General features: G+C 69.4%; 11 protein-coding genes. 5 read left to right on the top strand and 6 right to left on the bottom strand.

The genetic code is table 11. The features are described 5' to 3' along the window. Nucleotides 1-4 precede the first annotated feature (4 nt). Nucleotides 5-949, top strand: coding sequence for an ABC transporter substrate-binding protein (locus BM162_RS06890; protein WP_218153074.1), 945 nt, complete (start codon nucleotides 5-7; stop codon nucleotides 947-949). A gap of 118 nt (nucleotides 950-1,067) precedes the next feature. Here BM162_RS06890 and BM162_RS06885 read toward each other — a convergent pair whose 3' ends face one another. Continuing rightward, nucleotides 1,068-2,291 (bottom strand): PRC-barrel domain-containing protein, encoded by a 1,224-nt coding sequence (locus tag BM162_RS06885; protein WP_093419637.1) that lies wholly within the window; start codon nucleotides 2,289-2,291, stop codon nucleotides 1,068-1,070. Between the two features lie 194 nt (nucleotides 2,292-2,485). On the opposite strand from BM162_RS06885, the gene serS reads away from it, so the two are divergent. Then, on the top strand, nucleotides 2,486-3,772 hold the full coding sequence (gene serS / locus BM162_RS06880; RefSeq protein ID WP_093419634.1) for a serine--tRNA ligase: 1,287 nt from the start codon (nucleotides 2,486-2,488) through the stop codon (nucleotides 3,770-3,772). Between the two features lie 413 nt (nucleotides 3,773-4,185). Here the strand turns inward: serS and BM162_RS06875 are convergent, their stop codons facing one another. Then, nucleotides 4,186-5,103 (bottom strand): DMT family transporter, encoded by a 918-nt coding sequence (locus BM162_RS06875; RefSeq protein ID WP_093419632.1) that lies wholly within the window; start codon nucleotides 5,101-5,103, stop codon nucleotides 4,186-4,188. Nucleotides 5,104-5,229: 126 nt separating this feature from the next. Then, nucleotides 5,230-5,478 carry a hypothetical protein gene (locus BM162_RS06870; RefSeq protein WP_093419629.1) on the bottom strand — a complete coding sequence of 83 codons (249 nt, stop codon included), beginning with the start codon at nucleotides 5,476-5,478 and terminating at the stop codon, nucleotides 5,230-5,232. A 191-nt stretch (nucleotides 5,479-5,669) separates the two neighbouring features. On the opposite strand from BM162_RS06870, the gene BM162_RS06865 reads away from it, so the two are divergent. Then, entirely contained in the window at nucleotides 5,670-6,392 is a 723-nt protein-coding gene (locus BM162_RS06865; protein ID WP_093419627.1) for a TspO-related membrane protein, read from the top strand. 30 nt (nucleotides 6,393-6,422) lie between these two features. On the opposite strand, the gene der is transcribed toward BM162_RS06865, so the two are convergent. The 3 genes from der to BM162_RS06850 are packed head-to-tail and all read right to left on the bottom strand — an operon-like array spanning nucleotide 6,423 to nucleotide 9,928. Continuing rightward, a complete protein-coding gene (gene der, locus BM162_RS06860) occupies nucleotides 6,423-7,880 on the bottom strand; it encodes a ribosome biogenesis GTPase Der (protein WP_093419624.1) in 1,458 nt (485 codons plus the stop codon). A gap of 49 nt (nucleotides 7,881-7,929) precedes the next feature. After that, nucleotides 7,930-9,237: an outer membrane protein assembly factor BamB family protein gene (locus BM162_RS06855; protein WP_093419621.1), complete on the bottom strand. Its 1,308-nt coding sequence runs from the start codon at nucleotides 9,235-9,237 to the stop codon at nucleotides 7,930-7,932. 37 nt (nucleotides 9,238-9,274) lie between these two features. Beyond that, nucleotides 9,275-9,928, bottom strand: coding sequence for a hypothetical protein (locus BM162_RS06850; RefSeq protein WP_093419618.1), 654 nt, complete (start codon nucleotides 9,926-9,928; stop codon nucleotides 9,275-9,277). Nucleotides 9,929-10,146: 218 nt separating this feature from the next. On the opposite strand from BM162_RS06850, the gene BM162_RS06845 reads away from it, so the two are divergent. Beyond that, nucleotides 10,147-11,367: an efflux RND transporter periplasmic adaptor subunit gene (locus tag BM162_RS06845; protein WP_093419616.1), complete on the top strand. Its 1,221-nt coding sequence runs from the start codon at nucleotides 10,147-10,149 to the stop codon at nucleotides 11,365-11,367. Then, a complete protein-coding gene (locus tag BM162_RS06840) occupies nucleotides 11,364-15,116 on the top strand; it encodes an efflux RND transporter permease subunit (protein WP_093419613.1) in 3,753 nt (1,250 codons plus the stop codon). The genes BM162_RS06845 and BM162_RS06840 overlap by 4 nt, the downstream gene beginning before the upstream one ends. Nucleotides 15,117-15,341: the final 225 nt, after the last annotated feature.

Below are 15,341 nucleotides of genomic sequence, written 5' to 3'. Positions count from 1 at the left end.
TGACATGAAGATGAAATACGCGTTCGCCGCGGCCGGCCTGGCGCTTGCCGCCGCGCCCGCCATGGCGCAGGAGACGGCGACCATCGGCGTCTCGATCCCCGCCGCGACCCATGGCTGGGCCGGCGGCATGAACTTCCATGCGCAAGAGGCCGTGGACCGGCTCGAAGAGACGTACGAGAACCTCGACTTCGTGCTGACCACCGCCTCCGATCCGTCGAAGCAGGTCAGTGACATCGAGGACATGGTCGCCACGCGCAACATCGACGCGCTGGTCGTCCTGCCCTTCGAGTCCGAGCCGCTGACCGGCCCCGTCGCCCGCGTGGCCGAGAACGGCACCTGGGTCACGGTCGTGGACCGCGGCCTGGCCCAGGACGGGATCGAGGATCTCTACGTCGCCGGCGACAACCCCGGCTTCGGCCGCGTCTCGGGCGAATACTTCGTCGAGAACATGCCCGAGGGCGGCAACATCGTCGTGCTGCGCGGCATCCCCACCACGATCGACAATGAGCGCGTGGAAGGCTTCCAGCAGGCGATCGAGGGCGCGGGCATCGAGATCCTGGCGATGGAGCACGGCAACTGGAATCGCGACGATGCCTTCACGGTGATGCAGGACTTCCTGTCGAAGTATCCTGATATCGACGCCGTCTGGGCCTCGGATGACGATATGGCCGTGGGCGCGCTCGCGGCCATCGAACAGGCCGGGCGTTCGGACGAGATGTGGGTGCTGGGCGGCGCCGGCATGAAGGAGATGGTGCAGCGCGTCATGGAGGAGGACGAAATGATCCCTGCCGACGTGACTTACCCGCCGGCGATGATCGCCACGGCCATCGAGCTGACGGCGCTGAACTTCGTGTCGAACGCGCCGGTCTCGGGCGACTTCATCATCGGCTCGGTGCTGATCACCCCCGAGAATGCCGAAGACTTCTATTATCCCGACAGCCCGTTCTGATCGGGTGTCGCAGGTGCGAAAGAAAGGCCCCGGCGACATCGCCGGGGCCTTTTTCGTGCGCTGAAAACACCTGGAGCGGCTCCCGCGGCGGAGCTTGGCCACCGCGGGCCGCGCGGGGTCACCCGCCCATGCGCTCGTAATCGAACACGTCGACATCACCGACCTCGTTCGCGCCGTACGGCATGTCGTAGTACTGCGCGCCCGGGGTCCAGCCCCATCCGGCGCCGTAGCCGTAAAACGGATACGCCCTGTAACCGGCGCCGTAGCCGCCCACGTCCGGCGACACGACCACGGCCGACACCTCGCCCGACGACAGGATCAGATCGTTGACGTAGCCGTAATCGGTGAACGCGTCGCCGTCGCGAAGGCGGGCGTAGTCCCCGATCAGCTCCGAGGCGCGCCAGGCACGCGGCCCCAGCGGGTCATCGTCCAGGTCGGACACCGGCTCGTCCGTCAGGCGGCCCGCCGTGGCCCAGCTGTCCTCGAACAGGCCGTATTCATCGACGTTCTCCTCGGTGAGCGGCACGACGATGCCGTCTTCCGCCGGCCCCATCTCGACGTCGGACCACGGGATGCTGACATGGGTATCGCCGATGTCCCAGAAGCCGCCGACCTCGGCGATGACGGCCAGGATCTGACCGTTCGCGCCGATGATCACGTCCTCGACGTCGCCGATCTCTTCGCCGTTCACGCCATAGACTTCCATCTCGTCGATGAACTCCTCGGCGCTGGCGCCGCCGGCATAAAGGTCGTCATAGCTCCACTCGGACAGCGAGATGACCTCCTCCACGTCGATCTCGGCGCCACCGCCCGTCATGGGCATGGCACCCATGGCCGCGAACTCGTCCTCGGTCAGCGCGGCGTCGGCGTCGACGTCATAGGTTTCGTAGAGCCCGGTGGCGAACGTCTCCTGGTCCAGGTCTGCGTCGCCGGTCCAGCCTTCGTAGGCATCGGCCTCGCCGAGCCCGGTGGCGAACTCGTCCGTGGTCAGCCCGGCATCGGCGTTCACGTCGACCACCTCGTAGTCGACGAATTCCATGTCCTCGCCGAACCACATCGCCCAGCCGTCGGCGTACTCGTCCTCGCTCAGCAGGGCGTCGCCGTCCACGTCCCACAGGCCATAGAGCCCTTCATAGAACTCGTCCTCGCCCACGACCTCGTCGGCGTTCAGGTCCCACTCCCGGAACTGGGCCTCGGCGGCCGGCTCGAACTCGACCTGGTCGAGCTCCAGGTTGCCGTCCTGGTCCAGTTCCGCGTAGTTCCAGGTGGTGGTCTGCGCAGCCAGCGGTCCGGCGACCACGGCCAGGACCATCGCCATTGCGGTGGTGCTGTATCGGTTCATCTCGTCCTCCACTCTTCGTTCTTACGCCCGGCCTGTGCCGGACCCGGCCGCGGCAGGTCGCCGCCCGTTCGGCCAGTCCCGGAGTCAACTGGCGCTGCGCGACAGGGTTCCTGCGCCCGGCCCGTCCGATTACCGGTTCAAAACCTCCGCGCTTTACGGCATATCCGCCCGCACACGCACCCGAGGGACGAGACATGCACGACATCCGCGCCATTCGCGAAAACCCGCAAGCCTTCGACGCCGCCATGGCCCGCCGGGGCCTGTCGGGCGTCTCGGACGAGGTGCTGAAGATCGACGAGGCCCGCCGCTCGAAGATCACCGCAGCCGAAACGGCGAAGGCCGAGCAGAACGCCGCCTCCAAGCAGATCGGCGCCGCCAAGGCCGCCGGCGATGATGCCGAGTTCAACCGCCTGCGCGCGCTGGTCTCGGACAAGAAGGCCGAGGTCGCCCGACTCGAGGATGAGGCCAAGGCCGAGGACCAGCGCCTGACCGACCTCCTGCTGACCCTGCCGAACCTGCCCTACGACGACGTGCCAGACGGCGCGGACGAGGACGACAACATCGAGATCAAGCGCTGGGGCGAGCCCCGCGCCTTCGACTTCCAGCCGAAGGAGCACTACGAGCTTACCGCCGCCAAGGGCCTCGACTTCGAGACGGCGGCCAAGCTCTCGGGCTCGCGCTTCGTGATGCTGCGCGGCGCGATGGCCCGCCTGCACCGGGCGCTGGCGCAGTTCATGCTCGACGTCCACGTCAACGACAACGGTCTGACCGAGACGATCACCCCCGTGCTCGTCCGCGACGAGGCGATGTACGGCACGAACCAGCTGCCGAAGTTCGCCGAGGACAGCTATCGCACCACCAACGGCTGGTGGCTGATCCCGACCTCCGAGGTGACGCTGACCAACTCGGTCCGCGAAAGCATCCTGGACGAGGGCGAGCTGCCCGTCCGCCTGACCGCGCACACGCAGTGCTTCCGCTCGGAGGCCGGCAGCGCGGGCAAGGACACCTCGGGCATGCTGCGCCAGCACCAGTTCGAGAAGGTCGAGATGGTGTCCGTCACCCGCCCCGAGGACAGCGACGCCGAGCACACCCGCATGACGGGCCTGGCCGAAAACATGCTGGAGCGCCTCGGCCTGCCCTACCGGACGGTCGTCCTGTGCACCGGCGACCTCGGCTTCGGCGCGCGCAAGACCCACGACATCGAGGTCTGGCTGCCCGGCCAGAACACCTACCGCGAGATCTCCTCGGTCTCGACATGCGGCGATTTCCAGGCCCGCCGGATGAACGCCCGCTACCGCCCCGAGGGCGGCAAGCCCGCCTTCGTCCACACGCTCAACGGCTCCGGCCTCGCCGTTGGCCGCACGCTGATCGCGGTGCTCGAGAACGGGCAGCAGGAGGACGGCTCGGTGGAGCTTCCCGAGGTGCTGGCGCCTTACCTCGGCGGCAAGACGCGGATCACGGCGGAGGGCGACCTGGCGTAACCGCCCGCCCCTCTGTCATTCCCGCGAAAGCGGGAACCTCCCACCGCGGGCGCGTCGCGCAAGAAGATGCCCGCCTTCCGCGGGCATGACATCACTGGCCACGCCAGGACCTACTGCGACGCCCTCCGCCCGCGGCCGGGCCCTGCACTCCGGCCGGAGCGCCTGATCAGCCGCTTGAGGACGCAAGCGCGCACGTCTGCTGGATCACTGATCCCAATTCATCAGTCCGGTTGAAGTGCAGCATGACGCTCCACCAGCGCTCCTTCACAAGCCGCGAAGTCGCACCCTCAGCACCACCACCCGCCCGGGCCACGGCCCGGGCAGCGCCCGACCGCCCCCATGGGCGGGCGCTTCGCCCCCCCCGCCCGCGGTCGAGCCCTGCCCTCGGGACGGAGCGCCTGATCAGCCGCCCGCTACTCCCACACGGCCACCGCCCGCGCCATGGCAGCGTTGCGGCGGCCGCGCCAGCGCATGCCGCAGAGGTAGACGGCGAGGCTGATCACCACGACCGCTCCGCCCAGGATCATCGGCGGCGTCGGCGGCTCGTCCAGGAACAGCCACAGCCAAGCCGGGCCCAGAACGGTCTCGAGCAGCATCAGAAGGCTCACGTTCGCCGTCGCCGTCATGCGCGAGGCGAGCGACATCGACAGGAACGACACCGGCAGGATCACCAGCCCCGTCACGGCGATCGCGGGCACCGAGCCGTCGGTCATGTCCGCCGGCCCCGTCACCGCCAGCCCCACGAGCCCCGCGCAGAATGCGCCCGTCCCGATCCCCGGCATCACCGGAAGGCCCGGATGTCCCCGGATCACCACGAAGTTCAGCGCCATCACGATCGCCGCGCTCAGGCCCAGCACGGCACCAAGAAGCGCGCCCCCGCCGCCGCCGACCTCGCCATGACCACCGCCGAAGACGGCCAGCGCGATGCCGGACAGGACCGCCGCCGTGGTCGCCCATGTCGACCAGTGCGTACGCTCGCCCAGCACGACGCGCGACAGGATGGCGCTGGCCACCGGCACCGTCGCCAGGCCGAACAGCACCACCGGGACCGGCGCATTGGCGATCGCAAACGAGAAGATCAGAGAATTCGACAGGTGGCAGCTTACCAGCACCAACCCCGCCGGCCGCGCCAGCGCCCGCGCTTCCGCGCCCACGCGCCCGCCGCGCAGCACCACCCAGGCCGCCAGCAAAAGCGCGCCCATCAGCAGGCCGCGCCAGGCCACCATCTGGAAGCCGTCCATCCCCGACAACCGCATGAACAGCGTGTCGGGGGTCAGGATCAGCGCGCCGAAGGCGGCCAGCGCGAGGCCGGAATAGGTGTCGCGGAGCATGGGCGTCCCGTGATGTCTCGGATCGCCCAGCCGTAGCCCGCCCGCGCCCAAAGGCCAAGGCTCCGACACGAAAACGGCCCCCGGAGAACCTCCGGGGGCCGCGCCAACGCCGGTTTCGACGCTGAATTACATGTCTTCGCCAAGCATGCCCGCGTCCATGGCGGCCGTCAGCTCTTCCTCGCTGATCGAGCCGTCGCCGTCGGTGTCCATCTCGGTGAACTGCTCCTCCGTGACGTCGGGGTATGCGACGGTGATCTCTTCCATCGAGTACATGCCGTCGCCGTCGGTGTCCTCCACCATCATGTCGTCTTGGGCCTGGGCCTGAACGGCAGCAAAGGCGCCCAGGCCGACAAGCGCGATAATCGTCTTTTTCATCAGTATCACTCCAAGATCGAAATAGGGGATCGCCGCAGCGGCGACCCTCCGAGAGGAACTTTAGGCACAACCGCGTCGCCGCCAATTGGCCAAGTTAGGTAGGTGCGACAGCCCGCCGGTGACGGCGCGTCCTTCGGCGACAAATGGCCGAAATCGCTTGAACCACGGGGGCAGCGGGGCGTTGATGTGGCATGATCCGCGCCAAAGCCATTCTCGTCCTCGTCGCCGCGCTGGCCTTCGCCGCCTCGCCCTTCTACTCGAGTGGGTTCAACGGTTTCGATCCGCAGGCCTATCCGCGTCCGCAGGTCGACCCGCCGGTGCAGCCCGCGGGCTATGCCTTCTCGATCTGGGGTCTGATCTATGCCTGGCTCGTGGCCCACGGGGCGTTCGGCTTGTTCGCCCGCGCCGAGGCCCCGGCCTGGGACGCGCCGCGCTGGCCGCTCTTCGTCTCGCTCGCCGTGGGCGCGTCGTGGATCCCGGTGGCCAACGTCTCACCTGTCTGGGCGACGGTGCTGATCTTCGTGATGCTGCTGGCCGCACTCTGGGCGCTGATGCGCGCCACGCCCGACGCCGACCGGTGGCTGCTGCAACCGCCGGTGGCGCTTTACGCGGGCTGGCTGACGGCGGCGAGCTTCGTGTCGCTGGGCCTGCTGCTGGCCGGCTACGGCATCATGGACGACAATCGCGCGGCGTGGTCGGCCTTGATCCCCGCCCTTGCCGTGGCGGGCTGGGTGCAGGCCAAGAAACCCCGCGCCTGGGGCTACGGCGCCGCCGTCGCCTGGGCGTTCGTCGCGGTGTCGGTCTCGAACGCCGACGACGGCTCGCTGATCACGCTGGGCCTGGTGGGGGCGGTGCTGATGGGCTGGCTGATCTGGCGCGGCCAGCAGGCGCGGGGCGAAAACGTACATCTTTGAGCGCAAAGCGTACGGATTGTACGCTTTCACTCAGCCCAGCGGCTTCTTCCCCAGGTGCTTGCGCAGCCGCGACGGCGTCGACTTCTTGCGGTCCTTGTACGGGTTGTCCTCGGCCTGCGACCGCAGCCACATCCGGATCGGCGTGCCCGGCATGTCGAAGTCGTCGCGCAACCCGTTGATCAGGTATCGCGTATAGCTGTCGGGCAGCTTGTCGGGGTGCGAGCACATCACCACGAATCCCGGCGGCCGCGTCTTGGCCTGCGTCATGTAGCGCAGCTTGATCCGCCGCCCGCCCGGCGCCGGGGGCGGATGCGCCTCGAGCATGCCGGTCAGCCAGCGGTTCAGCCGCGCGGTCGAGACGCGGCGGTTCCAGACCTCGTGCGCCTTGACCACCGCGGCCTGAAGCCGGTCGAGCCCCTTGCCTGTCTTGGCCGAAACCGTGACCAGTGGCGCGCCCCGCAGCTGCGGCAACAGCCGCTCGAACGCCTCGCGCAACTCGCGGATCTTGACGTTTTTGTCGTCCTCGAGGTCCCACTTGTTCACCGCGACGACCACGGCCCGCCCCTCGCGCTCGGCCAGATCGGCGATGCGCAGGTCCTGGCTTTCGAAGGGAATGGCCGCGTCGAGCAGCACCACGACCACCTCGGCGAACTTCACCGCGCGCAGGCCGTCCGAGACGCTGAGTTTCTCCAGCTTTTCCTGCACCTTGGCGCGCTTGCGCATCCCGGCCGTGTCGAACAGGCGCACCGGCACGCCGTCCCACTCCATCGAGATCGAGATCGCGTCGCGGGTGATCCCGGCCTCGGGGCCGGTCAGCAGCCGCTCTTCGCCCAGCAACTTGTTGATGAGCGTGGACTTCCCGGCGTTCGGGCGTCCGATGACGGCGACCTGGAGCGGCTTGGCCTTCGTCGGCACACGCACCGCGTCCTCGTCCTCGTCGTCCTCGACGTCCACGTTCGTCTCGGGCGCTTCCTCGGCGGCGCGGGCGGTGAAGGTGTCGGCCAGCGGCATGAGCTGCGACAGAAGGTCGTTGAGCCCCTCGCCATGCTCGGCCGACAGGCGGATCGGCTCGCCGAGACCCAGCGCGTAAGCCTCGAGCAGACCGGCATCGGCCGCCCGACCCTCGGCCTTGTTGGCGGCGAGGATCACGTTCGACGACTTCTTGCGCAGGATATCGGCGAAGACCTCGTCGGTCGGCAGGATGCCGGCGCGCGCGTCCACCATGAACAGGCAGATATCGGCCATCTCGACCGCGCGCTCGGTCAGGCGGCGCATGCGGCCCTGAAGCGACTCGTCCGTCGCTTCCTCCAGCCCGGCCGTGTCGATGACGGTGAAACGCAGGTCGCCCAGCCGCGCCTCGCCCTCGCGCAGGTCGCGGGTCACGCCGGGCTGGTCGTCGACGAGCGCCAGGCGCTTGCCGACGAGGCGGTTGAACAGGGTGGACTTGCCCACGTTGGGGCGTCCGACGATGGCGAGGGTGAAGCTCATTGCGCCTCTCCGGAAAAGATCAAGCTCCGGCCCTTACACCCTTTGGCGGTCAGCGGAAAGCCAGAAGCTGCCCGTCCTCGGTCACCAGGTACATCACGCCGCCCGCGACCACCGGATTCGTCGTCGCCCCGCCCGGCAGTTCGAGCGACGAGACGAGCGCCCCGCTTTCGGGCGAGAAGCCGCGCAGCATGCCGTCGTCCGACGCGACCCAGAGCCGTCCGCCGGCCAGGACCGGGCCGTAATGGGCGTAGACCGCGTCGCGACGGCCGAGGCTGCGATAGGGCTGGTAAAGCGGCAGCGGCTGACGCCAAACGGTTTCGCCCGTGGCGGCGTTCAGCCGCACGAGCTCGGCCTGGTCGGAAACGGCGAACACTGCGCCGCCCGCCACGCTGACGGGGCTCATCGCGCCGTCCTCGGCGGCCCAAAGCAGCTCACCGCTGGCAAGGTCCAGCGCCACGGTGCGTCCGGCCGGGTTGCCGGCATAGACGCGCCCGCCCGAAATCACGGGATCGCCGGTGATGTCGTTGATCTGGGCATAGACCTTGCCTAGCCGATCGCGCGCCACGTTCGCCTGCCAGACCCGCGTGCCGCCGTCGCGCAGGGTGGCGACCAATTCGCCCGACGGGAACGGGAAGATCGCCAGCCGGTCGGTCACGGCCGGGGACGCGCCGCCGACGATGCCCGCCACCCTGGGCGTGCCCGGCAGGGTCCAGCGGATGCGGCCGGTGTCGGTTTCCACGGCCCAGCCGCGCGCGTCGCGGGCAGCGACGTAGACCAAATCGCCCACGACAGTCGGCGCGCCCGAGGCCGACGCGTCGAGCGCCTGGCGCCAGCGCTCCCCGCCCGTGGCGGTGTCGAGCGCAACCAGGTCGCCGAAGGCGGACGAAACGTAAAGTGTATTTCCCTGCACCGCGAGCCCCGCGCCCGAGGCGTCGTCGGAATCCTCGCCCGCCGGGGTCAGGTCGACCGACCACAGCGGCCGCCCGTCGAGCCCGTGCGCCGAGACGCGGGCGCGGCTGTCGACGGTGAAGACGCGCCCGCCGGCCACGACCGGATCGGCCGTGATGCGGTGGCGGCGATCCTCGCCCTGCCCGACATCCGCGCTCCACAGAAGCTGCGGTGCGCCCGAGAAGGCAGGGTGCACCGTGTCGTGGGTCGGCGAGCCGGCCTTGTGAGTCCACTGCGTGTTGGCGCGCGCCGCGGGAAGCGAGATGGGGACGCTGCGGGCCCCGGCCTCGACGGTGTCGGTCGCGGCATCACCCCTGAGCGCCAGGCGTTCGCCGGGAAGGATCAGCTCCTTCTCGCACGCCGCGAGCAGCGTGATCGCCGCGATTCCTCCGATGCAGGCCTTGCGCATGTCCCCTCGCTTCTTGTCCCCCGGATGCCGGCGCGGGTCAGGCCGCGTCGAGACTTCCGCCGAGCGCCACAATCAACTGCGATAGCCGGCGGCGCAAGCCCTCCGACACACCGTCCTCGGCCAGAAGATCCCGAGCGATTGCAATGGCCTCGTCGTCGTTGCCGGCCTCGACCTGCGCCAGCGCGGTCTGCTCGAGCGCCAACAGCCGGAACGGCGCGCCCGCGATGGTCAGCGGCTCGAGCCGGGCGATCCGCTCTTCCGGGGACAGCGCGTCGCCGTCCAGCAGGACGATCTTCATCACGGCGAGGTCGCGGTAGACCGGGGCCAGATCGGCGTCGGCGGCCATCGCTTCGAGCGCCTCGACCGCGCTTGCGCGGCTTTCCTCGCCCTCGATCTCGCCTGCGGCAAGCAGCGCGATCACGGCCTCGGCGCCCTGGTTGGCCTCGATCTCGGCCAGTGCGGCGCGGCGGGCGGCGGCGTCGGGCTGCTCGAGCGCGGCCAGGATGGCCGACCCCAGCGCCTGCGCCTCGGCCCGTTCGCTGGCCTTGCGCCACTCGTTCCAGGCGGCGGCGGCGACCAGCAGCACGACGAGCGTGATGGCGATCCAGCCGTAGCGGCGGAAAATCGCGAACAGTCGGTCGCGGCGGACCTCCTCGCTCACTTCCTCGATGAAGCTGTCCTGGTTGCTCATGCCTGCCCCGCCCGTAGCTAACTCCGGGGCGTCTTATCGCGGATGCCGAGGGATTGCCAAGGGCCGCCGAATTATCGGGCGCCGCGCCGCGGACGTGGCGCGGAATGCACAATCTGAACAGAGTGGTTCAGGATAGGCTGGCCATGTGCTCTACTGTTTCCTATCTCACGCTTCAGCGGGCGCGCACGCCGCCGTCCCGCGCGCTGCAAGAGAGAGCGATGAAACCCTTTTCGATCCTGACAGCGTTGCTCGTCGTCGCCGCATTGTATCTTCTGGTGTTCGAGCGCGAGGCGGTCGTGGCCTTCGCCCGCGACGGCGCACCGCCCGAGGCCACGGCCGACGAGGCGGTGTTGCAGGACGCGGCCGCGGCGGCCGTCCCTGTGGTGGCGATGCGTTCGCAAGCCCAGTCGATCGACAGCGCCGTGCTGGTGCGTGGCCGGACCGAGGCCGCGCGCCAGGTGGACGTGCGTGCGGAAACCAGCGGGAAGATCACGTCCGAGCCGCTGCGCAAAGGCGCTTTCGTTGACGAGGGCGAGGTGCTGTGCCGGCTGGACCCCGGCACCCGCGAGGTCGCGCTGGCCGAGGCAGCCGCCCGCCTGACCGAGGCTCGCGCCACCCGCCCCGAGGCCGAGGCGCGGCTGGCCGAGGCCGAGGCGCGGCTGCGCGAGGCCGAGATCAACCAGAACGCCGCCAGCAAGCTGAGCGAGGGCGGCTTCGCCTCACAAACCCGCGTGGCCTCGTCCGAGGCGGCTGTGGAATCGGCGCGCGCCGCGGTGCAGTCGGCCAAGTCGGGGCTTCAATCCGTCTCGGCCCAGGTGCAGTCGGCCGAGGCCGCGGTCGCCGCCGCCGAGACCGAACTCGAACGGTTGGCGATCCACGCGCCCTTCGCCGGCCTTCTGGAGTCGGACACGGCCGAACTGGGGGAACTGATGCAGCCGGGCGGGCTGTGCGCCACGGTGATCCGGCTGGACCCGATCAAGCTGGTGGGCTTCGTGCCCGAAACCGAGGTCGACCGGGTTGAGGTTGGCGCGCGGGCGCAGGCGCGGCTGGCGTCCGGGCGCGAGGTCGCAGGCACCGTCACCTTCCTCAGCCGCTCGGCCGATCCCGACACGCGGACCTTCCGCGTCGAGGTCGAGGCCGAAAACGCCGCACTTTCTATCCGCGACGGGCAGACGGCCGAGATCGTGATCCAGGCCGACGGCCGGTCGGCGCATCTGCTGCCGCAATCGGCGCTGACGCTGAACGACGAAGGCGATCTGGGGGTGCGCCTGGTGCGCGACGGCGTCGCCCGCTTCGCTCCCGTCTCGATCCTGCGCGACACGACCAGGGGCGCGTGGGTCGCCGGGCTCGAGGACGCGGTGTCGGTGATCGTCGTTGGTCAGGAATTCGTCACCGACGGCGTGCCGGTCCAGGCGAGCTTCCGAGAGGCGCGGCCGTGACCGGCATCGTCGACTGGGCCGCATCCCGCGCGCGGATGGTGCTGGCCTTCATCGCCCTGTCGCTGGTGGCGGGCGGCCTGACCTATGCCTCGCTTCCCAAGGAGGGCGAGCCGGACATCGAGGTGCCGGCGCTGTTCGTGTCAGTCCCCTTCCCCGGCATCTCGGCCGAGGACGCGGAGAAGCTGATACTCAAGCCGATGGAGACCGAGCTCTCAGACCTGGACGGCCTCGAGAAGATGTCCGGCACGGCGGCCGAGGGCTATGCCGGCCTCGCGCTGGAATTCGAGTTCGGCTGGGACAAGACCAAGGTCATCGCCGACGTCCGCGACCGCATGAACACGGTCGAGGCGGACTTCCCGGAAGGCGCCGACAAGTACTCGATCAACGAGATCAACTTCTCGGAATTCCCGATCATCATCGTCAGCCTGACCGGCGCCGTGCCGGAGCGCATGCTGCTGCGCGTGGCCGAGGATTTGCAGGACCGGCTCGAAGGGCTCGAACCCGTCCTCGAGGCGGCGCTGGCGGGCCACCGGGAAGAGATGCTCGAGGTGGTGATCGACCCCCTGCGGCTCGAAGCCTACAACGTGACCGCGGCCGAGCTGATCCAGGTTGTGCAGAACAACAACCAGCTGATCGCCGCGGGCGAGGTCGAGACGGAGAGCGGTGCCTTCTCTGTCAAGATCCCGTCGAGCTTCGACGATCGGCAGGACGTCTACGACCTGCCGGTGAAGGTGAACGGCGACCGCGTGGTCACGCTGGGCGACCTCGCCGACATCCGCCTGACCTTCGAGGATCGCACCGCCACTGCCCGCTTCAACGGCGAGACGACGGTCGCGTTGCAGGTGGTCAAGCGCAAGGGCTTCAACATCATCGACACCGCCGCACTGGTGCGCGAAGAGGTCGCCGCCGAGCAGGAGACATGGCCGCCCGAACTGCGCGAGGCAATCAGCGTCGCCACCTCGAACGACCAGTCGCGCACGGTCGAGTCGATGGTCAGCCAGCTCGAGGGATCGGTCCTGACCGCCATCGCGCTGGTGATGATCGTGGTGCTGGCCGCGCTCGGCATCCGCTCGGCCCTGCTGGTGGGCTTCGCCATCCCCACCTCGTTCCTTCTGTGCTTCGTGCTGCTGGGGGTGATGGGGATCACCATCTCGAACATCGTGATGTTCGGCCTCATCCTCGCCGTCGGCATGCTGGTCGACGGCGCGATCGTGGTGGTGGAATACGCCGACCGCCGCATCTCGGAAGGCTCGGGTCCCATGGCCGCCTATACGGAGGCCGCGAAGCGAATGTTCTGGCCCATCGTGTCGTCCACGGCCACGACGCTCTGCGCGTTCCTGCCGATGCTGTTCTGGCCCGGGGTCGCGGGCGAGTTCATGGGCATGCTGCCGGTCACGCTGATCTTCGTGCTGTGCGCGTCGCTCATCGTGGCGCTGGTCTACCTGCCGGTGATGGGCGGCGTCGCGGGCCGGATCAGCCGCTTGTTCGACCGGGGCTCGGGCCTGTTGCGGGGCCTGCCCTGGCTGGTGCGCGCCGCACTGGTCGTTCCGGCGGCGTACCTGGTGTTCCTGGGCGCGATGCAGGTGCTCAACCCGCACTACCTGTTCCCGGGGCGCTCGCCCTTGCCCGAGGTGGCGCAGATCGGCCCCGGCGCGGTCCTGTTCCTCGGCGGCGCGATCCTGACCGCAATCACGCTGGGCGCGGCGAAGATCGAGCGTGCGCCGCGCCGCATTCGCGCCGGCCACCGCCGCACGCCGTTCGGCTGGGTCATCAAGGTCATCGCCGGCAACCCCGTGATGCCGCTGGTGGCCGTCGGTGGGGTCATCGCCTTCGTCGTCGCGGTCTTCGGCTACTACGGCGAGAATAACCGGGGCGTCGAGTTCTTCGTCGACAGCGAGCCAGAGCAGGCGCTGGTCTATGTCCGGGCGCGGGGCAACCTGTCGCTGCCCGAGAAGGACGCGCTGCTCAGGGAGGCCGAGGAGATCGTCCTCGACACGCCGGGCGTACAGAGCGCCTTCGCCTTCGCGGGCGACGGCGGGCTCGAATCGAACACCGGCGGGGCCGAGGGGCCGCGCGACTCCATCGGGCAGGTGCAGATCGAGCTCGTGCCCTGGGACGACCGGCCGACCTATGCCGCCGCGCATCCCGACGAGGTCACGCTGGCGCAGCTCGACGGCGACGTGGTGCTTGATACGTTGCAGGCGCGGCTCGACACGATCCCCGGCATCCGTACCGAGATCCTCAACCTTGCCATGGGGCCGGCGAGCGCCAAGCCCGTTCACCTGCGCCTGATGGGCGAGGATTGGGAAGCGCTGCTGGCGGCGGCGGAAACCGCGCGCGCCCGCTTCGACGCGACCCCGGGGCTCCTGGATGTCGAGGACAGCCGCCCCCTGCCCGGCATCGACTGGCAGATCGACGTCGACGTCGAGAAGGCCGGACGCTACGGCGCCGACGTGGCGACCGTGGGCGGCATGGTGCAGCTTGTCACCCGCGGCATTCTGCTGGACACGATGCGCGTGCCGTCCTCGGACGACGAAATCGAGATCCGCGTGCGCCTGCCCGAGGAGGACCGCGTGCTCTCAACCCTCGACAGTCTGAAGGTGCGCACCCGCGACGGGCTGGTGCCGCTGTCGAACTTCATCTCGCGCCAGCCGGTCGCGAAGCTGGGCCAGATCGACCGCGTGGACCAGCAGCGGTATTTCGACGTCCGCGCCGCCGTGGCGCCGGGCCTGTCGACGGTCGTGGCGGACGGCGAGGTGCTGGCCACGGTGCATCCCGACACCGCCGAGGGCGATCCGGGCCTGCCGGTGCTGGCGCGCGTCGAGGGGCCGGACGGCGAAGCGCTCGGCGTGGTGGACTTCGCCGACGGCGTGACGGCGGACGCGCTGTCGGCCGCAATGGCCGAGGGGGCCGGCCTGCGCCCGCTCAACGCGAACGAGCGGATCGGCGTGCTGACGGAGTGGCTGGAGACCGAGGCGCCCCTGCCCGACAGCATGTCGTGGGAGTGGACGGGCGACCAGGAGGACCAGGAGGAGTCCGGCCAGTTCCTGATGAAGGCCTTCGCGGCGGCGCTGATGCTGATGTTCATCATCCTGCTGGCGCAGTTCAACTCGTTCTACAACGCCTTCCTCGTCCTGCTGGCGGTGGTGCTGTCGGTCGCCGGCGTGCTGATCGGGATGCTGGTGATGGGACAGCCCTTCTCGATCATCATGACCGGCACGGGGATCGTGGCGCTGGCCGGGATCGTGGTGAACAACAACATCGTGCTGATCGACACCTATCAGGACTACGCGCGCTACATGCCGCGGATCGAGGCCATCGTGCGCACCGCCGAGGACCGCATCCGCCCCGTCCTGCTGACCACGATCACAACGATGGCCGGCCTTGCGCCGATGATGCTGGGCATCTCGCTCGACTTCATCGGCGGCGGCTACACGATCGATTCGCCCACGGCGCTGTGGTGGAAACAGCTGGCCACGGCGGTCGTCTTCGGGCTGGGCGTGGCGACCGTTCTCACGCTGGTCTTCACCCCGTCGATGCTGGCGCTGCGCGTGTGGCTGTCGACCGGCGCCTACCGCTCGGTCCGCGGCCTGCGGGCGCTGTCGCTGGGCCGGGGCAGCCGCGCGGCGCGGGACCTCGCGCTCAACCGCGCGGCGCGCAAGGTCCGCTCGCCCGAGATCCTGTGGGAGGTGGACGAGATGACGACGGCGGCCGGGCGGCCCGCCGCACCGCTGCGCGCGGCGGAATGAAGGCGGCAGGAAACCTGCCGCGGCGCCAGCGGCGGGCGGGGGAAAGGCGGCTTTCTGCCCCCTCTTGAGCTCCGCTCAATTTACCCCCGAGATATTTCCAGACCAGAGATGGTGGTGTGGTGACGGAACTGGCGCCGGAGCGTCCCGCGACCTGCTGCGGCGCCTGCGGCGGGCGGGGGCAAGGGGGCTGTCTGCCCCCTCTTGAGCTGCGCTCAATTCACCCCC

Origin of the sequence: Tranquillimonas alkanivorans, from assembly GCF_900115595.1 — a bacterium.
Classification (GTDB): Bacteria; Pseudomonadota; Alphaproteobacteria; order Rhodobacterales; family Rhodobacteraceae; genus Tranquillimonas; species Tranquillimonas alkanivorans.
The sequence above is the reverse complement of the archived record's forward strand: the minus strand, read 5'-3'. Positions and strand labels throughout refer to the sequence as shown.

Coding starts and splice junctions, on each gene's coding strand:
- BM162_RS06850 (WP_093419618.1), bottom strand. CDS start 9,928: ATGAGCAACCAGGACAGCTTCATCGAGGAAGTGAGCGAGGAGGTCCGC.
- BM162_RS06875 (WP_093419632.1), bottom strand. CDS start 5,103: ATGCTCCGCGACACCTATTCCGGCCTCGCGCTGGCCGCCTTCGGCGCG.
- BM162_RS06890 (WP_218153074.1), top strand. CDS start 5: ATGAAGATGAAATACGCGTTCGCCGCGGCCGGCCTGGCGCTTGCCGCC.
- BM162_RS06865 (WP_093419627.1), top strand. CDS start 5,670: ATGATCCGCGCCAAAGCCATTCTCGTCCTCGTCGCCGCGCTGGCCTTC.
- serS (WP_093419634.1), top strand. CDS start 2,486: ATGCACGACATCCGCGCCATTCGCGAAAACCCGCAAGCCTTCGACGCC.
- der (WP_093419624.1), bottom strand. CDS start 7,880: ATGAGCTTCACCCTCGCCATCGTCGGACGCCCCAACGTGGGCAAGTCC.
- BM162_RS06845 (WP_093419616.1), top strand. CDS start 10,147: ATGAAACCCTTTTCGATCCTGACAGCGTTGCTCGTCGTCGCCGCATTG.
- BM162_RS06870 (WP_093419629.1), bottom strand. CDS start 5,478: ATGAAAAAGACGATTATCGCGCTTGTCGGCCTGGGCGCCTTTGCTGCC.
- BM162_RS06855 (WP_093419621.1), bottom strand. CDS start 9,237: ATGCGCAAGGCCTGCATCGGAGGAATCGCGGCGATCACGCTGCTCGCG.
- BM162_RS06885 (WP_093419637.1), bottom strand. CDS start 2,291: ATGAACCGATACAGCACCACCGCAATGGCGATGGTCCTGGCCGTGGTC.